Origin of the sequence: Bradyrhizobium ontarionense (genome assembly GCF_021088345.1) — a bacterium.
Classification (GTDB): domain Bacteria; phylum Pseudomonadota; class Alphaproteobacteria; order Rhizobiales; family Xanthobacteraceae; genus Bradyrhizobium; species Bradyrhizobium ontarionense.
Genome location: NZ_CP088156.1, coordinates 226,856 through 251,609, shown reverse-complemented (window position 1 = coordinate 251,609; position 24,754 = coordinate 226,856). Strand labels below are relative to the sequence as shown.

Genomic DNA, 24,754 nt, shown 5'->3' with positions numbered 1-24,754 from the left:
ATCATAATTATTATTCTTGTTCCAGACCGGAGAGAGCGGGAATGCCCCAGCCGACCGCGCAGCTCGACCTGCCCGGCGTCACGCCGTCGCGGCAGCGGCGCAGCCGGGAAATGACGCTTGCCCTGCTCGAGGCGGGTGCGGAGCTGTTGTGCACGCGCAGCCTCGCGGAGCTGTCGATCAGCGAGCTCTGCGCGCATATCGGGGCGACGGTCGGCGCCTTCTACAGCCGGTTCGACAGCAAGGAGGCGTACTTCAACGCCCTGCTCGCGCTCACACTGCAAGATGGGCGGGAGCAGCTGCTGCGGCTGCCGCCGGTCAACCCCGTCACGAGCGGCGGCCTTGACGCGCAATGCCGCCTGCTCGTCCGCGGCATCGTCCTCTGGATGCGCCGGCACAAGGGTGTGCTGCGTGCCGCCCTTGTGCGTAGCGAGCGCGGACCGCACGACTGGACCGGCTTCAAGGACCTGGCGCAGGCGCTGTCGGAGCGCGCGGCGGTGGTCCTGTTGCCCGTCATGTGCGGCACGGCGGCGCCGCGCATGCGGGCCGGAGCGGCGGACGAGAGACGGACCATCGCCTTCGGCTTTCAGGTCGTGCTCGGGACGCTGGTGAACGCGATCCTCAACGATCCCGGTCCGCTGTCGATCGACGATGACGAGATCTCGGACCGGCTCGGCGAATGCCTGTTTCTGCTGCTGCGCGCCCGCCGGGACACCGCGCCCCCTCGGCCGCCGCGGAAGCCTCAGGCCGGCCGAGGCCCGCGATAGGAGGTTTTCGTCCAACCGGTTCGCGGGCCGCGGTGGTGGGCTGCGCTGTCAGACGCCCCTGCGGCCGGGGTGGCGGCGCGCTGCGCCCTGTCCGGACCTGCAGTCAAAGCCCGGCGGTCAGGGCGGACGATGACGCCGGCGCAAGGCGCAGTTTTCCCGATGATTCCATGCGCCGCAGCAGACCGCCCCGACTTGGCAGCCAAATCCGGCTACCCCGGCCCGATCCGGGTCGACAGCGCGGCCCACGCACCGCCAGACCACGTTGGAAATCCGTCATCCAGCGGCTTGCCAAAGCCTGAGACATGCGGGTAGAAGGACGCGTCGCCGCCGCAGCCGCGCTTTGCGCGGACCGGCTCGCAGAACGGTGCCAGACAGTTCGGCAATTGGTTGAAACTGCACGGCATTCCGGTGGGGAATGGTGTAACGGTAGCACAACAGACTCTGACTCTGTTTGTCTTGGTTCGAATCCAGGTTCCCCAGCCAGCGCCGGTTTTCGGCTCACTCGACATCCAAAGGCACGGCCGCATTCCGCGCGCCGCATCGAATGGCTGGAAAGCGCCGTGGGCCGCGAAGCCATCTTTCCTTCCCGCGGAGGGCGCGGTGATCAGGGCCGGCACAGCCTCGCGCCCGTGCGTCGTTCCAGCCACGACAGGTAGGCTTCCGACCGGGCCATGACCTGGGCACGGGACAATCCGAACTGCTCGAGCGTGTAGACGTGCTTGAACCGGCGGCTGACGGACTCCGTCTTCAAGTGCCGCCGCATGAGGGTCTCGAACTCGGCCGTGTCGTCGTAGCCGAACTTTGCATAGATCGCGCGGACGGTTCCGATCGGATCCCTGGTCAAATCGTCAAACAGGACGTCGACCAAACAGTCCGAACTCACCTCCTTGTCCGCTTGCATCATCCTGTCCATGGACTGTTCGAACAGGTCCAGCATCCGTCGACCGAGGTCATGGAAGTCGCTGCGCGCCGTATAGGGGATCTGCAGATGCGCGATCAGGCTGGCGAGGGCCGGAATGATCTGGCAGGGATCGCGGTGCAGCCGAACGATCCGCGCATCGGGAAAGACGTTGGACAGCACCGGAAGAAAGTGGGCATGGGCCAGGGACTTGCTGACCCAATGCCCGCCGCGATGAAACAGCTGCAGGTGCTGGACTTGACGCTTGTAGCCTGCATAGAGCTCGTGAAGCTGAGACGGGCTCAGATTACGAAACCATTGCCAATAGTCCGGCGACCTGAGCCCAAGGATGCTGTGCTGTGGGCCATGCCACATCATGTGCTGGCACTCCTCGGGTGCCTGCACGGCGAACTCATGGATCTTGTGCAGATCCGGCATCACCGCCGAGCGGAAATCGGACTGCGAACGCACCCGGCCGATCCGCGGGTCCGTCGCGTAGGTCTCTGGCCGAGGCGGCGGCGATGGCTCCTGCAACTCCCATAGCAGCGGGGCGCGCGCCCGCGGATCGAGGGCAAGCAGATGATGCAGGAACGTGCTGCCCGTTCGGCCGAAACCGATGAGAAACAGCGGTTTTGCAACGGGGACATCGACGATGTCCGGGAAGTCGGCCAGATCCTGCTCGAACTGGACGTATCTTTCGATCCAGCCGTAGATGTAGTGGCTGGCCATGTACCTGCCGAGGTCATCATAATAGGGGTCTCGCCCGATCGAGTCCGCCAGCCGCCTGATCCCTTCAAGATGAAGATCGGCGCGCGCGCCCAGCGACACCGGACCGACGCGGCTTTGCGCGAGGTCCAGGAACTGATCGACGTCCAACACGCCCCTCGCGCCGAGCTCGCGGTCCAGCGACAGCAGCATGGTGAGCAGCTGTGCCGCCTTGGGCGAGCGCTGCTCGGGAGCGACGACGATCGTTTCGTCGGGATCGGCTGTCCCGCGACGCATAGGCATGCTTCCGTGGATTTGGGCTCGCTCGCACATGCTAGCGAACGGGATGTTCGATCACAACAAAGCTCGCGTGTCAGGTCGCTCAAACGCGACCACCCCCCGCGCGCCACGCCGCCGCCGCCGGTGTGCGCCCGGTCACGGATTAACCCGCCATTCACCACGATCCTCACCCTGCGGGAACGATACAATTTGCATCAACTTGTCCGTGTCAGGAGGCGGGACATGACCAGGCTGCAGGATCTCGAAGACCAGATTGAGCGGGCCGAGCGGCTCGAGCGGAGCATCGGCGACATGCTGACGATCGAGCGGCTGCGACAGTTCGCGGCCGCGTGCCGGCATGAGGCGGAGCGACTGTCGCACCATCACCCCCGCGCCGCGTGAACGTCGCCGACGCGGCGCCCTGCTGACCGGCCTCGCATGCCAAGAGCGGCACCGCGTTCCGCGCGCGCTGATCGGAAAGCGGGCCGCTCAGGAGCAGGTCGTCACCATGTTGGTGCAGAGCTGCCGGGTCCAGCCGATCCCCGCCTTCACACGGACCTTCGCGAAGTCCCCGAAGCAGCCGAGCAGCTCGACCGCCTGATCACCGCTCGCATGCCCATCGAGCTTCGCGCTCGAGGTGGCATGATCGCGATAGATGACGGCACCATTCTGCAGGCCGCCGGCGCCGACCACGCCGCGGTGCACGAAGCCCCTGCCCTGGAAGATCACACTCTCCTTGCCCTGCTCCTTGTCCTGGTCGAGGTCGATCAGAACAGCCCGGTCGATCTCGAACCAGTCACCCTGCTGCGCGGTCAGATGCACGACGATCCAGCCATCACCGGCGGGGTTCTTGAGCGCGGTGACAATGCTGCCGCCGGGCGCGGCACGGACGTTGGCGCCATGCGGATCGCGGTCGGTGATGTCGACCTCGACGTTGCAGGCGTCCCGCCCGGGGGCTTGTGCAGACACCGCATGCGGCGCCGCGAGCATCAGGGTCAGCAGCAGAATTCTGGTCGGGATCATGCGGTCGACAACGCCTCGGACTCGTCCGCATTGGTCGTGCCGACAGCCCCGAAGTTCAACGCGCGTAAATGCCTGCACGCGGACCCGGCTGTCGTGATCAGGTATCATGACACTTCCAGGGTCAATGGTTGCATTCCGGCGCGATCGCAATCAAGATGACCTCTGATATTTTAAGTCGTTTTGCCGAGTTTGGAGAGCGTCATGGCGTTAGCTCCAGTCGCGATGGCCGCCGCAGCCCGATCCGCCAATGATCTAGGCCCCTATCGTCCCGCCGGCGTGTTCATTTCCTATGCGTCCGAAGATCACGACGTCGCCCAGGCCGTCTATCAGACCATGCAGGCGCTGAGCGAGACGATCTTCGACCGGGTCCGGATCTTCCTCGATTCCAAATCGATCGAGGCCAGCGACGAGATCCGCCAGGACCTGCGCGCGGGCTTGCGCAAATCCGACTTCCTCGTCGTGCTCTACACCGGCCAGCTCAAGAAGAGCCACGGCTACACCGGCTGGGAGCTCGGCTTCTTCGAGGCGCTGATGGATGAGGAGAAGAAGCAGGGCACCGGCGAGACGTCACGCCGGATCATCTATCTCTATTGCGGCGAGACGCCGCCGACCGGCGAAGGCATTCTCGGCATCAACATGGAGGTCGAGACCGACGACCTGTCCGGACCGCGCGCGGACTATGTCGCCAAATCGGCGCAGTCGGTCGACGATCCCGATGCGCTGGCACGCGTCATGCTCGACATCGCCGAGCGCGCCGAGAGCCGGCTGCCGCCGCCTTTGAACGAGGACCGCGACACGCTGGACCGGCTGCGCGGCAAGCGTCGCCAAAAGATCGCCACCGAGATCATCCCGACCTTGAAGGGCAAGCTGTTCGACAGCATGAGCATGCGCGTGACGCGCCACTCGGTCGAGCAGCGGCTGATCGAATTCCTGCTGCCAAAGCCGCCCGGCGACCAGGCCATCGGCACCATTCCGGACGACACGACGCTGACGCCGCATTCGCGGGCACTGGAGATCTTCGGCATCGCCGAGCCGCGTGAGACGCTGAAATGGGGTGAGTTCCGCAAGAAGATGCGGGTCCGTGACACGCTCGGCGCATCCTCCATCCTGGTGGCGATCGAGCAGGCCGTCGTCAGCGCGATCTCGTCGGAGACGCCGACCGACAGCGACCAGATCCTGAAATCGGTCGATGACGAAATCTTCCGCGTCATCGTGACCCGGCAGCTCGACTACTACAACGGCCAGAAGCTGGTGCATGTCTACTTCATCAAGAAGCTGTCGACCCGCCTGCTCGGCGACAACGCCACCTCGTCCATTCTCGGCTTCATCAACGTGGCGGCCAAGTACCGCTTCATCTTCGTCGAGCCCGACAGCGCGCTGTCGGTCGATTCCTTCATCCTCGAGCACGAGCCGGCGAAGATCCTGTACAAGGTGCGGCAGCTGGTCCGCGAGCTCTTGCTGATCGAGGAGGAGGCGCGTGCCCTCAAGCTGGATCAGGTCGCGGCCATCCGGCAGTATTTCGGCGCCGACGGCGACCATCTGAAGCTCGCCAAGCAGCTTCAGGACACATGGTACGGAGCCCGCTCGCAGCTGATGGCCGCGGCCGAGAAGATCCTCGGCACCGACCTCGCCAGCCCGGCCTTCGCGGCGGCCGCCGAGCAGTGGATCGCCACGCTGCGCTCGTTCCGCGAGACCTCGGCGCAGATCAACTCGACCGTCACCGTGAAGGCGCTGGACAATCTGAAGCAGAGTTTTGCGATCTGAGCGCGCACCGTCGGGACGCCTGTCCCGACGGACAATGCCACGCTGACCCGCGTCAGGCGACCGACAGCCGGGAGATGTCGACGTTCGAGATCCAGCCCAGCATGGGCGCGTCGCTCTTGCCGGTTGCCGTCACCACGACGTCCTGGCATTGCGGCTTCGCCTCCATGGCCGCCTTCGCGTCCGCCAGACTCGCCGCCTCGGCGACGTAGGCCACGCTGTTGGTCACGAAGTCGGCGAAGGTGCTGCCGAGCCGAGACTGGCAGGACAGTGGCAGCAGCTTCGCCAGTGTATCGGTGGCATCATTGAACGGCGGCGTCAGCTTGGCGCCGCTGACCAGCATCTCGAGCCACAGACCGCGATGGAGAAACCCGACGCAGGCGCCATCGCTGGCGACGATCGGCAGGCGCGAGATCTTCTGGCCATTGGCGCCGACGGTGCCGAACAGCGCCTCGACGTCCTTGGCGAAGAGGTCGACCACCTGCTTGCCCGCGGGCACCTGGATCTTGATGATGGTCCCTGCCCGCATCATCTGGTCGGCCACGCGCGTGGTGCTCAGCCGCTGCGAGATCGAGCGGACCAGATCCAGCGTCCCCTTGCTCGCGGCCTCGAAATTGTCCTTGGAGTAGTAGAACGCCAGCACGGTGCCGACCCAGGTGCCGAGCAGCGGCAGCACGGCGGTGAGGATGATCTGCGCGGTGTCCTTGACGTCCTTGGCGCCGCCCCCCACTCCCGCCGCGACGATGATGGCGATGCTCAGGAACAGCACGCCGATCGACGAGCCGATCACCAGATACGACCCGAGCCTCGCCCGGTAAGTCGCATCATCGTCTCCGGCAGCCATGCCGTTCCTCCCCCGGGGTTGCACCACGTCTCGTTGCGGAGAAGCATACAACCAAAAGAGCTGTTTTCAACAGCCCGCACGCACTGGTCTGAGCCGCCGCGTGCCATCATGCAGCCGGATCATCCAACACACAGCGCAAGGATCATCGATCTGGATCGCGGCACAGCCCGATCTCGGCGGCCCGCTCAGCAAGCGCGGCGCGATGCCGCGAGGCGGCGCGTGCTCACAATCAGCCGGGTCTTATAGTCGCGATCTGGGGACAGCGACCGGGCCTGCCGCCGGCTCGACCAAGTGGTGAGTGACCCAAGGCCGACCTTTGCAACCGAGCTACCGGCGTCCGCATTCAGCCCTAAGCGGATGTCAGCGGCATCCCAACTGCGGGTACTCGCGAGACACGGACTTCCTATTGGCTCCAAGGACGGCTTCGAGAGCAAAAAACGAACTTCCCTATCAGCCGGTTGCGCGGGACCTCGTGTCCCCATATACTTAAAGTTTAATTACAAATGGATTTCCCGTGGCAAAACCCGCTGTAACCGTGATCGCGACCGAACCGAAATACGATGTGGCGATATCCTTCCTGGCCAAGGATGAGGTGATCGCGAAGGAACTTTATGACCGCCTAAGCGAGGTCCTCAAGGTCTTTTACTTCCCACACAACCAAGAAGACCTGGTCGGCACCAACGGGCTCGAAAGCATGCGAGAGCCATTCTTCGATTCGCGCGTAGTCGTTGTCCTATACCGCGATCCTTGGGGTAAGACGCCGTGGACCGGCGTTGAAGAGACAGCAATCGGCGAGCGGTGCTTGAAGCAGGGCTGGCCTGGGTTGGTGTTCGTGAACCTTGACCAAACGAGTGTAACGCCGAAATGGGTGCCGACGACTCAGGTGCGCTTCGGAATGCAAGCCTACGGCATGGAAGGCTTGGTGGGCGTCATCAAAGCCCGCGTACAGGAACACGGCGGCAAGTTGGTGCCAGTCGATGCCATCACTGAAATGTCACGCATTCAGCGTGAGGCGAAGTTCCTGGAAGACCGTGAGGCCTTGATGCGGGACCGGCGCTGGATTGAAGGCACCGTGCATGCGAATATCAAACAGTCGCTACAAGATGTTATCGCCTTGGCGGAAAGGGCCAATGCCGATCATGGATTTAATATCGTCGGCAAAGCGGAGGGCACGGTATGCGTCATGCGTTCCAGTTTCGTGAGCCTCGGTATCGGCTGGCACCAGCCGATCTTCAATCGCGTCGAAGATGACCAGCAAAACGGCGAGTGTTTTCTGCGCGCCTCAGAGTTTTCGGGTACGCTGATCCTGCCCGGTGAGCGCGCGTGGGTCATGCATGAGCCGACCGAATTGAAGCGGCATAAATTCAAGGTCGATATTTCAGAGACGCGAGAGCTGATCTGGAAGGAATCTGGCAGGAATACGGTCATTGCTGCGCCGCTGCTGGCCGACCACATCATGCGCATCTTCCTGGACCTGCTCTCGCGGGCAAACCGCGGAAACGTGCGGCGTCCGCCGCTGTAGACGTGCATCAGAGCTTCTAGTGACGATCATTTGGCGCGACCAGCAGATCAAGGATAATTAGAATGACGAAAGCTCAAGCTATTGAACGATGCGGCAAAGCCCTCCTGCGCAAGCAGGGTTATAATACTCAGTCGTTAGATGATTATCCGAAGTCTAAAGAAAAGGCGGAAGAGCTTGTGATTTGTCTTGTGGAGTTAGGTCTGCTGCATCTCGATGATGCTTAGAGACGGCGGGCGTTATCAATAGTGGTCGGGCAGGTCTGTTGATGTCTGTTGGTGGGCAGGCCGGAAGTGTCCGGCGTACGGTCGAAACGACGCGAACAGCCCAAAACGGACAGGCGCTCAAACACTAACGGGTCAGCCCGTCGCCGGTTTATTGCTCTGCGCCGGGTCGAGGTGGCATTTTTGCTGCATCCACGCGGCGGTGAACCAGAGAGAGCAGCGTGAATACCTCTTCGGCATCGTCCTTGTTGACCGCCCAGGAGATTTTCGGCGCATGCGCAACGGGGTTACGAAACATCCCGAACATGCCCTTTACCAAGTTGGCGAAGCCCTTCTGTTCTGACTTCTCGCTCTCACTTTTCAGATCGTTGATGGCGAGTAACGGATGCTCCCCGCCAAATACGCGGTCCACTAGCACTCCGCCATCATCGGTTAGCCCGGTTCGACTTCGAAGCTTGTCGGCTACGCTCTTTGTGGCCTCCAAGACGGCATGAAAGTAATTCTCCTGGAGCAGTTCTTCCCGGCAGAAACGCAGCACGTCGTGATGCACACGCCTTACTTCGAGGTCAGCGCGCAATGCGCTCGCTCGCCGCTGCGCTTGACCAAGCGTTTCGACCGCCTCCATGCTCACAAGTTTACCGGAGGGCTCTACGGCCAAACCAACAAACGCGAGAGCGCGGTTTAAGTTGGTGCGCATGGGCTCGAACCGCCGCGCGTCGCGAGCGTACTGCTCAGGTTTCATAGCAAAACGTATGAACGCCAGAATCAGCCTCCGATCTTGCTTCGTATTTTGCGCTAAGGCGAACGCGTTATAGAGGCGGTGACGCTTGGCCAGGCCCGCGTCCGGATCATCCATTCGTGCAGTTCTAAGCAGGTACCCAATCTCGGAACCCGTGAGACCTTCATCCGTGTCCCCCAGCGCATCGGCTATCGCTTGAAGCTGCATTTGCGTGAACATTTTAGCCATGGGCCGCCCTTCTCTCGGCGGCACCCGACCAGTGCATCAGCAACACAGTAGTAAAATGCCACCGCCCGGCCGTACCATAAAGCAAGGAGCAAGGAACGCGATAGCCAGAAGCAAGACGGGTTTTCTGTTCTGCATCAACCGATGATGGGTGGAGCGCCTCATGTCGGGGTTCTACTCTGAGCTGGCTCGGTTGGCCGCCTGAGCGGTCTCGGACTACGTCCGCTGATCGCGGTTAGTCATGTTGGCAAGCAAGCTCAGTCCAAATGATTTATACCGTCGATGTGAAACGAGGATTTTGCATTCGAGACGTAAGGAACGTGATCAGCAAATGGATGACCTCGACGAACTCATCTTTCGTCACTGCGAGTGAGCCCACGTCTCGCATTGCGTTCATGCCGGCGACCAGCCGAACAGTGCTCGGATTCTCGAAATCGAGCGGACGGATGCCATGGGCAAAGGCATTCCGAATCTCGCGTACGACTTCCAAATCGTCCCTTGTCTTCGCGCCTATCATGCCAAAGACGTAATTAGCTTTGATTTTGGCGGAGAAGGTCGAAAGCGGTTCCATGCCGTCCAGCAGATCGGACTTCTCAGTTTCAGCGAGGTGCGCGCACCAGAAGGCAATTACGCCTCGAAGAACATCCTCAAGCATTGCCGTCCCGACCAGAACAGCGGCTCTCGAACTTTCGCCGCGCATCTCGGCGAACACTTTGGCCAATTCGTCACCAGAGGGTCGCGCCTTCCAGTATTTGCGAAACGACTTGCTCATCCTCGATAATCTTCAGCGTGCATTGTGGCGCTACCATCCAAATAAGTCGTGATGCCATTATGCGCCCGTATCAGCCCTTCAATCTCAACCCACTTCGGCTCAAATGGCCTTCCTTTGATGTCCAGCGGATATCGGAATCGGTCACCCTTCGGGTCAACATCCTGCATATGCGCAATCTGTTTTCGAACGATGCGGCCCCAATCATCGTCTGCAGACACGCCCCAACGGTCCATGTATCCAGCAAGCTGGTCCCACAAATCAAGCAGGTGGTGTCCAGCCAGCTCAGGCTCTTTCTCGTCGGTCCTAGCGTATTCGTCGATCGTGCTCTTGAGAGCAAGTTCGACCGAATGCCTCGCGAGAAAGAATAGCGGATTCGAGAGGTTGCTAATCCTGTGCCTTCCCTCTTCGAAGACTTTCCTGGCCAACTCTTCAAAGGCACGTTGATAGCTGTAGGCCACAAATTCCCATGTGCTGTTGTAGGCGTTTATGTCACTGTCCTTGTGGACGAATTGTATGATTTGGGAGTGCCCATCGAACTCTGACAAATCTAATAGCTCATCAAAGGTTTCTGCCATTATTTTTTCCGCCCGCGCGCTTCCCACGTCTCAAGGATGAATAGCGTCATCGTGTGCGCCGCATGAACCGCCAGCCGCGCTGGTCTGGACTCAATCCTGTAGGTTTCGTTGCCGTGTCAGGAAGAACCCAGCGCAGCATTTTATCATATACTACTCGCCGGAGATGCTTTTTGACGAAAATCTTGAGGGAAATCCGCCTCAATCACCTCGATCGTCGTCATGCACTACCCCACCGCCCAGACGCAGAGCCTTGCCTTTCACCTGTCGGCCGATGGGCTGAATATCCGAAACTGAAATGTTGATGCTAATATCGACGAGATCGAGATAGACAATCCCATCTCATACTTGGTGGAAGCAGCCAATTTTCGGAAGCGAGATACTTGAGCCACATGCTCCAATGAACGGGTGTGCTGTGGGTCATTCACGATTTGATCGGACTGCCTCGTCATGTCCGCAATTCACCCTTAAGGGACATTCCCGGACTGTGCTGAGAGGTGCGTTGCCCATCGCGACATATTGCCGTGCCGCACGACCTTGGTCGCTGCAGGAGTAAGCAACCGTAGCCTTCTAGCGTCACGCCGCCGGACTTACGCGTACACGGCCTAATAAATTCTGCCCGTCGGGCGACCATGTCGCGAAGAAAAGCCTTGCGCCGTCGGGCAAATCACCTCCATTTTCTCGCGCGTCCCGTGCTCGTCATGAGGGGCGCTTCGCGATCGTCACGAACGTGGAGTGCGGGATGCGATGGCCTGTCGGCGTTGCAGCGCGCTATTCGCGAGCGGACGAACGATGCTGACGGGACGGTGAAGTCGTGTGGTTCTGGCCTCCCGACGCTGAGGCCAAGTCGGCGCTGATGATGCGCCGATGACGGGGGCAAAAAAGCCCGGTCCCCGGGGAGATCACGTATAAGCCGTAAGCCCATCGCGCAGGGAAGGCCGGATGTATCGGCCAATCCTGTGGTGACTGCCGCCTGCTTTCTTGTTGCAGGCGGGCCATGGGTGCGGCCTGCACCCGGCCTTCCCTGCACCCTCTTCATTTTCGAGGGTGATGAATTTGCAAAACTCGGGCACGAGGTGTCGCGAGAGCGCGGAACCTCGCGCATGAGCCATCACGTCGCGTTGACCAGAGGCCCTCCCCGCCATGCGCAACCGCCCCTCCTCCCGCCTGCTGGTCATCGATCCCGACGACAGGCTTCTCCTGTTCAAATTCGTCCACCTTGCCGGCGCGCTGACCGGACAGCAGTTCTGGGCGACGCCAGGCGGCGCGCTCGATCCCGGCGAGAGCTACGAGGCCGCGGCCTGCCGCGAGATGTTCGAAGAGACGGGACTCCGCATCGACGATCCCGGCCCGCAGATCGCCCGGCGATCGGTTACGTTTACGCTGGTCGACGGCGAGCGCGTCGCTTCGGACGAGCGCTACTTCCTCATCAGGGTCATCGGCGCCGACATCTCGTCGACGCACTGGACCGAGCTGGAGCGGGCCGCCATCGCCGCGCAGCGCTGGTGGACGCGCACCGAGCTCGCGGCGACGAGCGACACGGTCTATCCCGAGGATCTCGCTGACATGCTGACGCGTGCGGGCGTGTGGTGAGGCGCCCTCGCCTTCACAACCGTCCGCCCGCCAGCGCGGCCACACGCGGCCGGCCGATGTCGTCCAGCGCGTGCGGCATCGGCGTCACCGGAAAGACCGCGTTGATCTGGCCGGTGCCCGACGACGGGAAAAACGGCGTCACCACCTCGACGCCGCGGTCGTAATGGTTCCAGCCGAGCGCCCCCAGCAGCATCGCGGTATCGTGCATGAAGCCCTCGCCATGGCCCTTGCTGGCATATTCCGGCAGCATGTCGCAGAAATCCGGCCACTCGCCGTGCTCCCACATCTGGATCACCTCGTGATCGAGGCGCTCCAGGAATGGGCTGAACATCCTGTCGCGATACGCGTCGGCGGTGCCGTTCTGGGCGAAGCGATGGCTCAGCGAGCCCGAGGCGAAGAACGCCACCGTGCCCTCGTAGTGGTCCTCGACGGCGCGGCGGAAGGCCCAGCCGAGCCTGGCGCTGTCAGCGAGATAATGCGAGGTGCACAGCGCCGAGACCGATACCACCTTGAAGTGGCGGTCGGGGTTCATGTAGCGCATCGGCACCAAGGTGCCGTATTCCAGCGTCAGCGAGGTCGCCGCATGCGCCATCGTGGCGATGCCATCGGCATTGGCGCCCTCGGCGAGGATGCGGCCGAGCTCCGGATTGCCGTCATACGCGTAGGTCATGTTGGCGATGAAGTGCGGCAGCTCGTTGGAGGTGTAGAGCCCTTCGAAATGCGGCGCGCAGTTGATGTGATAGCCGGCATTCACCAGCCAATGGGTGTCGAACACGACGATGGTGTCGACGCCGGCCTCGCGGCAGCGCCGCCCGATCTCGATGTGGCCGTCAATCGCCGACTGGCGCTTGCCCTTGGCCGGGCCATCGAGCTCGCTGAGATACATCGACGGCACATGCGTGATCTTCGCCGCCAGCGCGAGCTTGCCCATCTCCTCGTCTCCCTTTCGATCGTTTCCCGGTCCGATACCGCGGACCGCTTGCTTGGAGCACAGAGTAGCCGGACAGCCTCGCGAAAAAAAGGGCCGCGAGGACGGCCCTTCGTCGGAGACGAGCCCGGCGGCCGTCACATGACTATGGGACAGCGCGGCGCGCCGGCCCCTCGCCTGCGCGACCGCGGCGCGCCTGGGGGACGTCGAGCGAGCTCAGGCAGCCTTGATGTCGATAGTCTTGGCGGCCTTCTGCACGTCCGGCTTCTTCGGCAGGGTGACCTCGAGCACGCCCTGCTTGAACACCGCTTCGATCTTGTCGGTGTCGACGCCGTCGGGAATCTGGAAGGAACGCTCGAAGGAGCCGAAGCTGCGCTCGCGGACGTCATAGTCCTTCTTCTTGTCCTCCTTGTCCTCCTGCTTCTCGCCCTTGATGGACAGCACGCCGTTGGCGACCTTCACCTCGATGTTCTTCTCGTCGAGCCCTGGCAGTTCCGCGGAGACTTCATGGGCGTTGTCGTGCCCGGCGACGTCGACAACCGGCTCGCTCAAGAGGCCCAGGCGCTGTCGCCGATCAATCGGCGATTGCCGGCGCAAGGCACGAGGAGCCCTCGAAGATGGTGAATGCATCGTAAACCGGATCCGCTCGCAACCCGCTTTAGGTCAAACAGTAGAAAGCTTTATATGCCAATGCGTTAGGAGACAAAAGCGGAGCACTCTCACAGCGCCGAAGGCGGCGCTTCGGAGCCCGGATTGTGGCCGCATGACGCGCAAAGTGCGGGCCGCTTAACAGATTTTCCAGTCACAGCGACGAAGCTGTCAGCTCAACAATTCACCACAGGCTTCATGACCGTGACTTCCTTCGGACGTGTGATCTCGGTACGAGGCTCCCAGGCCCGCGTCGGCATCCTGTCGACCAGGCAGATGACCGTCTCCGACGTCCGCGCGACAGTCGGCCGTTTCATCAGCATTCGCTGCCCGAGCGCCACGATCATCGCGATCATCACCGAGGTCACCAGCGAGGACCTCTCGCATGCCGACGAATACGTCGCGACCGCCTCGGTGGACCTGCTCGGCGAGATCCTGGGGCCTGCCGAGCGTCCCAAGTTCCAGCGCGGCGTGACCCACTACCCGACCATCGGCGACGCCGTCGACATGATCACGAGCCAGGAGCTGCGCACGATCTACACGCCGACGGCGGGAGACCATATCGACATCGGCGCGCTGCAGCAGGACAACACCGTCCGCGCCTGCGTCAATGTCGAGGAGATGCTGTCGAAGCACTTCGCTGTGCTCGGATCGACCGGCGTCGGCAAATCGACCGGCGTGTCGCTCCTGCTCAACGAGATCCTGAAGGCGCGGCCGAACCTGCGCATCTTCCTGCTCGACGTCCACAACGAATATGGCCGCTGCTTCGGCGAGCGCGCGCTGGTGCTGAACCCGCGCAATCTGAAGCTGCCGTTCTGGCTGTTCAATTTCGAGGAGATCGTCGACGTCCTGTTCGGCGGCCGGCCGGGCGTGCCGGAAGAGCTCGACATCCTCGCCGAGGTCATTCCGCTGGCGAAGGGCATCTACACCCAGTACCAGAGCACGGACCGCATCGGGCTGAAGCGCATCGATCCCAAGACCGTCGGCTACACGGTCGACACGCCGGTGCCCTATCGCCTGGTCGACCTGATCAACCTGATCGACGAGCGCATGGGCAAGCTCGAGAACCGCTCGTCGCGCATCATCTATCACAAGCTGATCTCGCGCATCGAGACCGTGCGCAACGACCCGCGCTACGCCTTCATGTTCGACAACGCCAATGTCGGCGGCGACACCATGGCGGAGGTCATCAGCCATCTGTTCCGCCTGCCCGCGAACGGCCGGCCGATGACGGTGATGCAGCTCGCCGGCTTCCCGGCCGAGGTCGTCGATTCCGTCGTCTCGGTGGTGTGCCGCATGGCGTTCGACTTCGGCCTGTGGAGCGACGGCGTCTCGCCGCTGCTGTTCGTCTGCGAGGAAGCGCACCGCTACGCCTCCGCCGACCGCTCGATCGGCTTCGGCCCGACCCGCAAGGCGATCTCGCGCATCGCCAAGGAAGGCCGCAAATACGGCGTCTATCTCGGCCTGATCACCCAGCGGCCGGCCGAGCTCGACTCCACCATCATCTCCCAGTGCAACACGCTGTTCACGATGCGCCTCGCCAACGAGCGCGACCAGTCACTGTTGCGCTCCGCAGTCTCGGACGCCGCCGCCAACCTGCTGTCGTTCGTGCCCTCGCTCGGCACCCGCGAGGTGCTCGCGTTCGGCGAAGGCGTCGCACTGCCGACGCGGCTGCGCTTCAAGGAGGTGCCGCCGCATCAGTTGCCGCGCAGCGAGGCGACGATCGCCACCGTGCGCTCGGTCAGCGCCGGACACGACATGCATTTCGTCGCCGCCGTGCTGGAACGTTGGCGCGGCGCCACGTCAAGCCGGGACGCAGCCGGTGACGGCGGCGTCGTCAGCAGCGGTGGCGATCGCGGCAGCCTGTCGACCTCCCTGGATGCCCCGATGCTGCAACCGTCCATGGGGCTCGATCCGGACCGCTTCTCGCTGTTGAAGAAACCGCTGCGCTGAGCCGGCGCATCCCGGGACCATCGGCGGCGGGGGGCGAACGCTCTCGCCATTGCGCCGTGGCCGCGATCGACTATGTTTCGCGCATAGGACATGCAAGCCGGACGCCCCGTTGCCATGACGCAAGCCCCCATCAGCCGCTTTCCCGTCCCCGCGATCGCCGCACTGCCCGACGACATCCGCGGCCGCCTGCTGGCGGTGCAGGAGAAGAGCGGCTTCGTGCCGAACGTGTTTCTCACGCTGGCGCACCGGCCGGACGAATTCCGCGCCTTCTTCGCCTATCACGACGCGCTGATGGACAAGGACGGCGGGCTCACCAAGGCCGAGCGCGAGATGATCGTGGTGGCGACATCGAGCGCCAACCAGTGCCAGTATTGCGTGATCGCGCATGGTGCGATCCTGCGCATCCGCGCCAAGAGCCCCGTCATCGCCGACCAGATCGCGATCAACTACCGCAAGGCCGACATCACGCCGCGGCAGCGCGCCATGCTCGACTTCGCGATGAAGGTCGCGCTCGAGGCTCAAACGGTCGGCGACGCAGACTTCAAGACGCTGGCCGGCCACGAATTCAGCGACGACGACATCTGGGACATCGCCGCGATCGCGGCGTTCTTCGCGCTGTCCAACCGGATGGCGAACGTGACGGGCATGCGCCCCAATGACGAGTTCTATCTGATGGGGCGGCTGCCGAAGACGGCGTAAGGAGGATCAGTCGTCCGATGCCGGGCCGCACCAGCCGGGCAGATAGACCGCGTCGTGGCTCTTGGCGAACGCAAGCGCGTGCTCCATGGCCGCCGCGAAATGGGTCTCGATGGTCTTGCGCTTGATCTTGCGGCGCAGGAAGTCGGCCCACAGGAACTCGCTGAACGGGGTCGTGTCCTTGGCGAAGCCCCCGGCCCGGCGCAGCTCGCCGGCGAGGCTGCGGAACGGATCGTCCTTCAGGTCCGCCATCGTCTTCGGCAGGTCCTTGAAATGCCGCCGCTCGCCCTTGGCGTCATAGGGATAGACCCAGCGCTTGTTGTCCATCACGCCCCAGAAGGCGTCGCGATCGACCATCGTGAGATCGCCGATGATGGTGACCAGCACATCCTTCACGCCCTCGTCGTGCAGCGCGCGTGCCAGGTGATGGTGGTCGACCACGTAATTCCGCTTGTCGGGGCCGAGCACGACCGGGATCATGTGCTTGCCGAGCAGCTCGGCCTGCTTCTTGGCGGATTTGTGCTCGCGCCAGCGTTCACGCTTCTCCTTCACCTCGCGCATGCCGACCGTCATCTGCGTCGGGCGCAGCGACAGGATCGGCACGGGATGAAGCAGCGGCTCGCGGGTATTGGCCATGCGTGAGCTCCGATCGATCGGGAATGATGCCGTTCAAGAGATCAGCATTATGCCATGCCGGGTCGGCGATTGCAGCGCCCCTGTCCGCTCCTGCGAAGCGCTGCCGATCGGCCGTGGCGGATTCCACGATGCGCGCGACATGCGGCGGCGAGCGCACACCCGAAGGGCGAGATGTTGGCTCGATACAGCCCGATCGTGGCAAAGTTTCTTTGTGAGAGGATGCGTCCGCATGCTAAGAAAGGGCACCGGAGTCGAGGCATGAAGACCCAGCGCCCCATTGCAGTCGAGGAAGAGCATCGCGTGGTGCCGTTCCGGCCGCGCAGCGGTCCGGCGCGGCAGGTGACCGAGGGCGGCAGTCCGCCCGTGCCGCTGCATCGGCGCGAACCGGCGCAACTCGATCTGTCCCGCTATGAGCAGCCGCGCGAGGAGCCCGACGAATTCCGTCACCGGATCCTCGCCAACATTGCAGCGATCGCCTTTACGATCGCGCTGACCACAATCGGGATCTGGCTGGCCATGAGCATTGCGGATCTGCGCAAGACCCAGGACTGCCTCTTGACCGGACGGCGCGACTGCGCGCGCATCATCACCGAGACCTACACGCCCTGACCCATAACGGACGCGGCAGAGCCGCTCCTGGCGGGGTATCACAATCCCGCCACAACCGGCGCGTCCGGCTCCATTGAACTCACCGCGGCGCTCCGATATACGGGCACACGACTCCTGGGCGACGGGGGTAAAGGGCTCGCATCAGACCTCCGGGGGCGCGGTGTCCTCCTGTTGCCCCGCAACGGAATTAGTTCCAATATATCAAAGGCTTAGTGATGTCCTCAACATTCGATCAGGTCGCCACGATCATCGCTGAAACCTGCGACATCCCGCGCGACACGATCACGCCGGATAGCCACGCCATCGACGATCTGGGCATCGATAGCCTCGATTTCCTCGACATCGCCTTCGCGATCGACAAGGCCTTCGGGATCAAGCTGCCGCTCGAGAAGTGGACGCAGGAAGTCAACGACGGCAAGGCCAGCACCGAGCAGTATTTCGTGCTGAAGAATCTGTGCGCCCGCATCGACGAGCTGGTCGCTGCCAAGGGCGCCTGAACGCCCGCCATGCAGATCGAATATTTCAAGCTCATCGACCGCATTCTCGACCTCAACGTGGCCGAGAAAACGATCATCGTTGAAGCCACGGTTCCCCTTCAGAGCACGATTTTCGAGGGGCACTTTCCAGGGCATCCAATCATGCCCGGCGTGTTGTTGATCGAATCGATGGCACAGACATCGGGTTGGCTGCTGCTGGCGCTGATGAAGTTCGAGCGGATGCCGTTCCTGGCCGCCGTCAAGGAAGCCAAAATGCGCGGCTTCGTGACGCCGGGCGAGGTGCTGAGCGTGGAAGCGAGCGTGATCCACGAAGGCTCCGGCTACGCCATGACCGAAGCGCGGGTGAAGGTCGGGGGCAAATTGCGCTCGAACGCCAGCCTCACCTTCAGCCATGTCCCCTTCCCCAATCCGGAATTGCGCGGACACATGGACGCCGAGGCCCAGCGCATCGGCTTTCCGCAACAGGCTCTCCAGCTATGAATGAAACGACAGCGGTGACCTCCGAGCCCGTCGAAGTCTGGATCACCGGTATCGGGCTTGCGACCTCGCTCGGCGAGGGGCTGGACGCGAACTGGGAGGCACTCAACTCCGGTCGCATGAATGTCGATGAGCAGGGTTTCGCGCCCTATATCGTGCATCCCTGGGCCAAGGTGAATCTGGAAGCGCAGATCCCCAAGAAGGAACAGCGCCAGATGGAAGCCTGGCAGCGCATCGGCACCTATGCCGCCGGGCTTGCGCTGGATTCCGCGGGCCTCAAGGGCAACAAGGATATCCTGTCCCGGATGGACATGATCGTCGCCGCCGGTGGCGGCGAGCGTGACATCTCCGTCGACACGGCCATCCTCAACGCGGAGGCAAAGGGCAACTGTACCCCGAGCTTCCTCAATGATCGCCTGATGAACGACCTGCGCCCCACGCTATTCCTGGCGCAGCTGTCCAACCTGCTCGCCGGCAACATCGCGATCTCACACGGCGTGTGTGGCACGTCGCGCACCTTCATGGGCGAAGAGGTCGCTGGTGTGGATGCCTTCAAGATCGCGCTGGCCCGCATCGCCGGCGGCCAGAGCGACATCGCGCTGGTCGGCGGCTCGCACAATGGCGAGCGCAAGGACCTGCTCGTCCTCTATGAGTTCGGCGACTACAATCTGAAGAACGAGTTCGCACCGGTCTGGGCCCGCAAGGACCACCCGGGTTTTGCGCTCGGTTCGGCCGGCGCGTTCCTGGTCCTGGAATCCAAGCCGCATGCCGAGGCTCGTGGGGCCAAGCCGCTGGCGCGGCTCAGCACGGTCGTCGCCGATCGCGCCCGTCGCAAGGAGGCAGGCGCCGTGACCGGAACGCTGGACCGTTTGTGGTCGGCGCTGGATGTTCACGAAGCGCCGGGCGCCATCATCACGGGCGCCACGGGGGCCGAGCCCGTGACGTCGGAGGAGCGCGCGTTCCTCGACCATCACAAGTCCTTCGCCGTGCGATCGAGCGGGACCCGCTTCGGCCACGCGATGGAAGCGCAATTCGCGCTCGGTCTTGCGCTCGCGGCGCTCTCGATCTCACGTGGCGCCCTGTTCGCGCCGGGCGACTCCTCGGGCGTCGAGATCGACATGAAGGAGGCTCCGACCCAGATCGTCGTGGTCGGCGCCGGCCACTACCGCGGCGAAGGCATGGCCTTGGTCGAAGCAGTGAAGTGAACGCGGTACAGCCTGCGAAGACGCGACGGGGGATATCATGAGTACACGCGACAAGTTTGGACGCCCCATCGTGGTCGTGACCGGGATGGGCATCGTCACCTCGCTCGGGGCCGGCAAGTCGGACAATTGGAACAAGCTCGTTGCCGGCGAGTCCGGCATCCGCACCATCACGCGCTTCCCGATCGACGGGTTGAAGACGACGATGGCCGGCACGGTCGACTTCGTCCCCGTCGCCCCGTTCACCTCGACGGGTCTCTCCGAGCGCCTGGGCCACATGGCGGTCGAGGAAGCGATCGCGCAATCCGGGATCGGCACCAAGGGCGACTTCCCCGGTCCGCTGTTCCTCGCCGTCGCGCCGGTCGAGATCGAATGGCCGCAGCGTCTGGAGCTCGCCCACGAGGTCGGCGGCACCGACTTCAGCTATGACGACCTGCTGAAGGCCTGCGGCGGCGGCAAGTTCCTGTCCTATCACCACCGTTTCCTGTTCGGCTCGGTGGCAGATTCGCTGTCCGATGCCTTCGGCACCAAGGGTTCGCCGATCTCGCTGTCGACCGCCTGCGCCTCCGGCGCCACCGCGATCCAGCTCGGCGTCGAAGCCATCCGGCGCGGTGAGACCGACGTTGCGCTGTGCGCCGCCACCGAAGGCTCGGTCAATCCGGAAGGCCTCGTGCGCTTCTCGCTGCTGTCGGCGCTGTCGACCCAGAACGATCCGCCTCAAGGGGCCTCGAAGCCATTCTCGAAGAACCGCGACGGCTTCGTGATGGCCGAAGGCGCCGGGGCGCTGGTGCTGGAGAGCTATGATGCCGCGATGGCGCGCGGAGCCAAGATCCTCGGCGTTGTCGCCGGCTGCGGCGAGCTGACCGACTCTTTCCACCGCACCCGTTCCTCGCCCGACGGCAAGCCGATCATCGGCTGCATTCGCAAGGCGCTGGCCGACGCCGGCATGGCGCCGGAACAGATCGACCACATCAACGCCCACGGCACCGCCACGCCCGAGAACGACAAGATGGAATATGTCGGGGTATCAGCCGTGTTCGGCGAGCGCGCCAGCAAGATCCCGGTGTCGTCCAACAAGTCGATGGTCGGCCACACGATCTCCGCAGCCGGCGCGGTCGAGGCGATCTTCTCGCTGCTCACACTCGAGCATCAGCGGATTCCGCCGACGATCAACTACGACGTCCCGGATCCGGCGATCCCGTTCGACGTGGTCGGCAACAAGGCCCGCGACGCGCGCGTCACGGCCGTGATGTCGAACTCGTTCGGCTTCGGCGGCCAGAACGCCTCGCTGATCCTGACCCGCGAACCGGCCTGATGCGCCTCGAACATCGATGAGCCTCCTGCCCGCCCGGACCAAGGCCAGGATACGCGAGGCCTCGAAATCGCTCGGCGCCTCCGCCATCGGCGCGCTGACGGTCGGCATGCTGCGCACGACGCGCTATTTCGATCCGATGAAGACGGCCAATTTGTTCGCGCGCATCGCGCAGACGATCGGTCCGCGCCTGCGCGAGCAGCGGATCGCCCGCAACAATCTCACGGCAGCCTTTCCTGAAAAGTCGCCGCAGGAGATCGAGACCATCATCGCCGGCGTGTGGGACAATCTCGGCCGCGTCGGCGCCGAGTTCGCCCATCTCGACAAGATCTGGGATTTCGACGAGGCGCATCCGGAGCGCAGCCGGATCGAGCTGACGCCGCGGACCCACGAGCTGTTCCATCAGCTGCGTCTCGACGGCAAGCCTGCGCTGATCTTCGCGAGCCACCTCGCCAACTGGGAAATGCCGGCGCTCGCGGCCGTTGCCCATAAGCTCGATACGGCGATCCTCTATCGCCGGCCGAACATCGCCGCCGCCGACCGCATCATCCAGGAGATGCGACAGGTGAAGATGGGGACTCTGATTCCGGCCGGTCGTGATGCGCCGCTGCGGCTCGCCGAAGCGCTCAGGAACGGCCAGCACGTCGCGATGCTGGTCGATCAGTACCTGACCGGCGGCGTCGAGGTCACCTTCTTCGGCCGCAAGACCCGCGCCAACCCGATGCTGGCGCGCCTGCTCCGCCAGGTCGAATGCCCCGTCCACGGCGTCCGCATCATCCGCCTCCCCGGCAACCGCTTCCGCGCCGAGCTGTCGGAGGAAGTGAAGCCGGTGCGGACGGCCGACGGCCAGATCGACATCCAGGGCACGACGCAGGCGGTCACCAACGTCGTCGAGAGCTGGATCCGCGAATATCCGGAGCAATGGCTCTGGCTGCACCGGCGCTGGCGCTAGTCGGCGTAAAATTCCACCACAAGGAAGGTCATCGGTAGGATAAATTACTGCCAATGAGCGTCATTCCGCAAGAAACGACTTACGCGTTCTAGCAAGCCTGCTACCTTTGGTCACGATCCCGACCGGCGTTCGGGACCACGGGGGAGGACAAGCGGGAATGTTTTCACACATCATGGTCGGCACCAACGACCTCGACAAGGCCAAGGCCTTCTACGACAAGCTCCTGGGGACGCTAGGCGTGAGGCCGGCCAGGGTCGACGGCCACCGCATCTTCTACTTCACCCCGACCGGCATCTTCTCGGTGTCGAAGCCGATCAACGGCCAACCGGCCACGCCCGCCAACGGCGGCACCATCGGCTTCACCTGCAGCTCTGCCGAACAGGCCGACGCTTGGCATGCAGCAGGCCTCGATGCCGGCGGCACGACGTGCGAAAATCCACCCGGTGTCCGCGAAGGCTCGGCCGGCAAGCTGTACCTCGCCTACTTGCGCGACCTCGACGGCAACAAGCTCTGCGCAATGCATCGGATGACCTGATCGAGCCTCGCCGTCGTTGCGAGGAGCAACGATAAAGGAATCCAGACCTTATTCTCGGCCCTGGATTGCTTCGCTTCGCTCGTAATGACGGCAGCGCCGGCTACCGCCCCGTCTTCACCTTCGTCCACAGCCGGTTGATGATGCGCTGCGTCGCCGGCTCGCGGGCGGTGATGACGAACAGCTTCTTCAGCGTCGCTTCGTCCGGATAGATGTTCTTGTCGCCGAGGATCTTCGGGTCGATCAGCTTCTGGCTGGCCAGATTGCCGTTGGCATAGGACAGGAAGTCGGAATTCTTGGCGGCGACCTCGGGGCGGTAGAGGTAGTCGATCAGCGCATAGGCCTCGGCCACGTGCTGGGCGTCGGCGGGGATGGCGAGATTGTCGAAGAACATCTGCGCGCCCTCTTTCGGGATCGCGTAGCCGATCTCGACACCATTCTTCGCCTCCTCCGCGCGGCTGCGCGCCTGCATGATGTCGCCCGACCAGCCGACCACGAGGCAGATCTCGCCGGTGGCGAGCGCACTCAAGTACTCCGACGAATGAAACTTGCGTACTGACGGTGCGACCTTGCCGACCACATCGGCCGCCTTATCGAGGTCCGCCTGCTTGGTTGAGTTCGGATCGAGGCCGAGGAAGTTCAGCGCAGCCGGGAAGATGTCGTCGGCGGAATCCAGCATATGGACGCCGCAATCCTTGAACTTCGCAAGGTTCTCCGGCTTGAACACCATGTCCCAGCTGTCGATCCTGGCACCGGGCCCGAGGATCTTCTCGACCGCCTTGACGTTATAGCCGATACCGGTGGTGCCCCACATGTAGTTGGCGGCGAACTGATTGCCGGGATCGTATGTCGCCAGGCTCTGCGTGACCACCGGCCATGCATTGGCGAGGTTCGGCAGCTTCGCCTTGTCGAGCGGCTGGAAGATCCTGGCCTTGATCTGGCGCTGCAGGAAATAGGCTGTGGGCACCACGACGTCGTAACCCGACTTGCCCGCGAGCAGCCGGGTCTCCAAGGTCTCGTTGGCGTCGAACGTGTCGTAGACCACCTTGATGCCGGTCTCCTTGGTGAAGTCATCGAGGACACCGGGCGCCACGTAGTTCGACCAGTTGTAGAAGTTGACGACGCGCTCCTCGGCGCGAACGGCGGAGAGCGGGAGCGTCAGCGCGACGACAGCGAAGCGCAGAGCCCAACCAATATAGCCGCGCGTCATGAACCTCGTCTCCTACCGTCGATGGATGGCGTCGGCGAGACGCTCCAGCGCCGTGTCCAGCGTCGCGTCGTTCTTGGCAAAGCAGAACCGCACCACCGAGGTCACGGGGTCCTGCTCGTAGAAGGCGGAAACCGGGATCGCGGCAACCTTGTAGTCGTGGACGATGCGCCGGCAGAACTGCTCGTCGGTCTCGTTGAGGCCGAGCGGCGACAGGTCGACGGTGAGGAAGTAGGTCCCCTGCGCCTTCAGCACCGGAAAACCAAGGCTTTCGAGGCCCGCCGTGAGCCGGTCGCGGCTGCGCGCGAGCTCGGTACGCATGTTGACGAAGTAGTCGTCGGATTTGCCGAGCCCGTAGGCCACCGCCACCTGCAGGTTCGGCGCCGTCGTGAAGGTCAGGAACTGATGCACCTTGGCGGCGACGCGCAACAGCTGCGGCGCGGCGCAGACGAAGCCGATCTTCCAGCCCGTGAGCGAGAAGATCTTGCCGGCCGAGCCGACCTTGATGGTCCGATCACGCATGCCGGGGATGGTGATCAGCGGGATGTGCTCGCGGCCATCGAACACCACGTGCTCCCAGACCTCGTCGCAGATCGCGACCGCGTCGAACTCCTGGCAGAAGCGCGCCAAGAGCTCGAGGTCCTCGCGCGGATAGACCACGGCGGCCGGGTTGAGCGGGTTGTTGAACAGCACGGCCTTCGTCTTCGGCGAGAACGCCGCGCGCAGCATCTCCTCCGAGAGCCGCCAATGGGGCGGCTCCAGACGGACCAGCCGCGGGATGCCGCCGGCCTGGCGGATGATCGGCAGGTAGGAATCATAGACCGGCTGGAAGCAGATCACCTCGTCGCCGGGCTCGACGACGGACAGGATCGCCGATGTCAGCGCCTCGGTGCCGCCGGAGGTGACCATCACCTCGGTCATGGGATCGAGATCGAGCTTGTGCCAGTGCCGATAATGCGAGGCGATCGCCTGACGCAGCTCGGGCAGGCCCATCATCGAGGGATACTGATTGTAGCCGTTGAGGACCGCGTCCGCCGCAGCGCGGCGGATGTCCAGGGGTCCCGGATCGTCGGGAAAGCCCTGCCCCAGATTGATGGCGTTGTTGTCGCGCGCAAGCTGCGACATCACCTCGAAAATCGTGACGGGCAGGTCGGCAAAGACCTTGTTCTGCGAGATCATGAGAAGCC

The 24,754-nt window shown here is 63.3% G+C and carries 25 protein-coding genes, 1 tRNA gene and 1 pseudogene; 16 read left to right on the top strand and 11 right to left on the bottom strand.

Annotated features, from left to right (window positions below; genetic code table 11):
• Positions 1-41 precede the first annotated feature (41 nt).
• Positions 42-764 carry a TetR/AcrR family transcriptional regulator gene (locus LQG66_RS00960; RefSeq protein ID WP_231322375.1) on the top strand — a complete coding sequence of 241 codons (723 nt, stop codon included), beginning with the start codon at positions 42-44 and terminating at the stop codon, positions 762-764.
• A gap of 409 nt (positions 765-1,173) precedes the next feature.
• A tRNA-Gln gene (locus LQG66_RS00955) sits at positions 1,174-1,247 on the top strand.
• A 121-nt stretch (positions 1,248-1,368) separates the two neighbouring features.
• On the opposite strand, the gene LQG66_RS00950 is transcribed toward LQG66_RS00955, so the two are convergent.
• On the bottom strand, positions 1,369-2,664 hold the full coding sequence (locus LQG66_RS00950) for a sulfotransferase family protein (protein WP_231322373.1): 1,296 nt from the start codon (positions 2,662-2,664) through the stop codon (positions 1,369-1,371).
• A gap of 225 nt (positions 2,665-2,889) precedes the next feature.
• Between LQG66_RS00950 and LQG66_RS00945 the strand changes: the two genes are divergently transcribed.
• Positions 2,890-3,048, top strand: coding sequence for a hypothetical protein (locus tag LQG66_RS00945; protein ID WP_231322371.1), 159 nt, complete (start codon positions 2,890-2,892; stop codon positions 3,046-3,048).
• An 87-nt stretch (positions 3,049-3,135) separates the two neighbouring features.
• Here LQG66_RS00945 and LQG66_RS00940 read toward each other — a convergent pair whose 3' ends face one another.
• Positions 3,136-3,669: a hypothetical protein gene (locus tag LQG66_RS00940; protein WP_231322369.1), complete on the bottom strand. Its 534-nt coding sequence runs from the start codon at positions 3,667-3,669 to the stop codon at positions 3,136-3,138.
• A 201-nt stretch (positions 3,670-3,870) separates the two neighbouring features.
• Between LQG66_RS00940 and LQG66_RS00935 the strand changes: the two genes are divergently transcribed.
• Positions 3,871-5,433, top strand: a complete 1,563-nt coding sequence (locus LQG66_RS00935; protein WP_231322367.1) for a toll/interleukin-1 receptor domain-containing protein — start codon at positions 3,871-3,873, stop codon at positions 5,431-5,433.
• Between the two features lie 52 nt (positions 5,434-5,485).
• On the opposite strand, the gene LQG66_RS00930 is transcribed toward LQG66_RS00935, so the two are convergent.
• A complete protein-coding gene (locus tag LQG66_RS00930) occupies positions 5,486-6,274 on the bottom strand; it encodes a hypothetical protein (protein WP_231322365.1) in 789 nt (262 codons plus the stop codon).
• Between the two features lie 514 nt (positions 6,275-6,788).
• Here LQG66_RS00930 and LQG66_RS00925 point away from each other — a divergent pair.
• Both LQG66_RS00925 and LQG66_RS00920 read left to right on the top strand, forming a co-directional pair.
• The gene (locus tag LQG66_RS00925) at positions 6,789-7,796 is read left to right on the top strand and encodes a toll/interleukin-1 receptor domain-containing protein (protein WP_231322363.1); all 1,008 of its coding nucleotides are present in this window, start codon (positions 6,789-6,791) and stop codon (positions 7,794-7,796) included.
• Between the two features lie 62 nt (positions 7,797-7,858).
• Positions 7,859-8,020, top strand: coding sequence for a hypothetical protein (locus LQG66_RS00920; protein ID WP_231322361.1), 162 nt, complete (start codon positions 7,859-7,861; stop codon positions 8,018-8,020).
• A gap of 148 nt (positions 8,021-8,168) precedes the next feature.
• Here LQG66_RS00920 and LQG66_RS00915 read toward each other — a convergent pair whose 3' ends face one another.
• The 3 genes from LQG66_RS00915 to LQG66_RS00905 all read right to left on the bottom strand — a co-directional run bounded on the left by LQG66_RS00915 (position 8,169) and on the right by LQG66_RS00905 (position 10,328).
• Positions 8,169-8,984, bottom strand: coding sequence for a TIGR02391 family protein (locus LQG66_RS00915; protein ID WP_231322359.1), 816 nt, complete (start codon positions 8,982-8,984; stop codon positions 8,169-8,171).
• Positions 8,985-9,252: 268 nt separating this feature from the next.
• Positions 9,253-9,753 carry a hypothetical protein gene (locus LQG66_RS00910; RefSeq protein ID WP_231322357.1) on the bottom strand — a complete coding sequence of 167 codons (501 nt, stop codon included), beginning with the start codon at positions 9,751-9,753 and terminating at the stop codon, positions 9,253-9,255.
• A complete protein-coding gene (locus LQG66_RS00905; RefSeq protein ID WP_231322355.1) occupies positions 9,750-10,328 on the bottom strand; it encodes a hypothetical protein in 579 nt (192 codons plus the stop codon). The genes LQG66_RS00910 and LQG66_RS00905 overlap by 4 nt, the downstream gene beginning before the upstream one ends.
• A gap of 1,140 nt (positions 10,329-11,468) precedes the next feature.
• On the opposite strand from LQG66_RS00905, the gene LQG66_RS00900 reads away from it, so the two are divergent.
• The gene (locus LQG66_RS00900) at positions 11,469-11,918 is read left to right on the top strand and encodes an NUDIX hydrolase (RefSeq protein ID WP_231322352.1); all 450 of its coding nucleotides are present in this window, start codon (positions 11,469-11,471) and stop codon (positions 11,916-11,918) included.
• Between the two features lie 13 nt (positions 11,919-11,931).
• Here the strand turns inward: LQG66_RS00900 and hpaD are convergent, their stop codons facing one another.
• Positions 11,932-12,849, bottom strand: coding sequence for a 3,4-dihydroxyphenylacetate 2,3-dioxygenase (gene hpaD / locus LQG66_RS00895; protein WP_231322349.1), 918 nt, complete (start codon positions 12,847-12,849; stop codon positions 11,932-11,934).
• A 213-nt stretch (positions 12,850-13,062) separates the two neighbouring features.
• Positions 13,063-13,392: pseudogene (locus LQG66_RS00890) on the bottom strand (Hsp20/alpha crystallin family protein); the annotation flags it as partial.
• A 300-nt stretch (positions 13,393-13,692) separates the two neighbouring features.
• On the opposite strand from LQG66_RS00890, the gene LQG66_RS00885 reads away from it, so the two are divergent.
• Both LQG66_RS00885 and LQG66_RS00880 read left to right on the top strand, forming a co-directional pair.
• On the top strand, positions 13,693-15,447 hold the full coding sequence (locus LQG66_RS00885) for an ATP-binding protein (RefSeq protein ID WP_231322346.1): 1,755 nt from the start codon (positions 13,693-13,695) through the stop codon (positions 15,445-15,447).
• Between the two features lie 114 nt (positions 15,448-15,561).
• Positions 15,562-16,146, top strand: coding sequence for a peroxidase-related enzyme (locus LQG66_RS00880; RefSeq protein WP_231322344.1), 585 nt, complete (start codon positions 15,562-15,564; stop codon positions 16,144-16,146).
• Positions 16,147-16,152: 6 nt separating this feature from the next.
• On the opposite strand, the gene LQG66_RS00875 is transcribed toward LQG66_RS00880, so the two are convergent.
• Positions 16,153-16,779: a ParB-like protein gene (locus tag LQG66_RS00875; RefSeq protein ID WP_231322342.1), complete on the bottom strand. Its 627-nt coding sequence runs from the start codon at positions 16,777-16,779 to the stop codon at positions 16,153-16,155.
• A gap of 258 nt (positions 16,780-17,037) precedes the next feature.
• On the opposite strand from LQG66_RS00875, the gene LQG66_RS00870 reads away from it, so the two are divergent.
• The 7 genes from LQG66_RS00870 (at position 17,038) to LQG66_RS00840 (ending at position 22,363) form a co-directional block, all read left to right on the top strand.
• A complete protein-coding gene (locus LQG66_RS00870; protein WP_231322340.1) occupies positions 17,038-17,388 on the top strand; it encodes a hypothetical protein in 351 nt (116 codons plus the stop codon).
• Between the two features lie 215 nt (positions 17,389-17,603).
• Entirely contained in the window at positions 17,604-17,885 is a 282-nt protein-coding gene (locus LQG66_RS00865) for an acyl carrier protein (protein ID WP_006609130.1), read from the top strand.
• Positions 17,886-17,894: 9 nt separating this feature from the next.
• Positions 17,895-18,365, top strand: coding sequence for a 3-hydroxyacyl-ACP dehydratase FabZ family protein (locus LQG66_RS00860; protein ID WP_231322338.1), 471 nt, complete (start codon positions 17,895-17,897; stop codon positions 18,363-18,365).
• Positions 18,362-19,567: a beta-ketoacyl-ACP synthase gene (locus LQG66_RS00855; RefSeq protein ID WP_231322336.1), complete on the top strand. Its 1,206-nt coding sequence runs from the start codon at positions 18,362-18,364 to the stop codon at positions 19,565-19,567. Before LQG66_RS00860 ends, LQG66_RS00855 begins: the two co-directional genes overlap by 4 nt.
• Positions 19,568-19,601: 34 nt before the next feature.
• Complete coding sequence (locus LQG66_RS00850) at positions 19,602-20,879, top strand: beta-ketoacyl-ACP synthase (protein WP_231327654.1); 1,278 nt, start codon at positions 19,602-19,604, stop codon at positions 20,877-20,879.
• 16 nt (positions 20,880-20,895) lie between these two features.
• Positions 20,896-21,828 carry a lipid A biosynthesis lauroyl acyltransferase gene (locus LQG66_RS00845; RefSeq protein WP_231322333.1) on the top strand — a complete coding sequence of 311 codons (933 nt, stop codon included), beginning with the start codon at positions 20,896-20,898 and terminating at the stop codon, positions 21,826-21,828.
• A gap of 157 nt (positions 21,829-21,985) precedes the next feature.
• Entirely contained in the window at positions 21,986-22,363 is a 378-nt protein-coding gene (locus tag LQG66_RS00840; protein ID WP_231322331.1) for a VOC family protein, read from the top strand.
• A 100-nt stretch (positions 22,364-22,463) separates the two neighbouring features.
• On the opposite strand, the gene LQG66_RS00835 is transcribed toward LQG66_RS00840, so the two are convergent.
• Both LQG66_RS00835 and LQG66_RS00830 read right to left on the bottom strand, forming a co-directional pair.
• On the bottom strand, positions 22,464-23,570 hold the full coding sequence (locus LQG66_RS00835) for a polyamine ABC transporter substrate-binding protein (RefSeq protein ID WP_231322329.1): 1,107 nt from the start codon (positions 23,568-23,570) through the stop codon (positions 22,464-22,466).
• Positions 23,571-23,582: 12 nt separating this feature from the next.
• Entirely contained in the window at positions 23,583-24,746 is a 1,164-nt protein-coding gene (locus tag LQG66_RS00830; RefSeq protein WP_231322327.1) for an aminotransferase, read from the bottom strand.
• Positions 24,747-24,754: the final 8 nt, after the last annotated feature.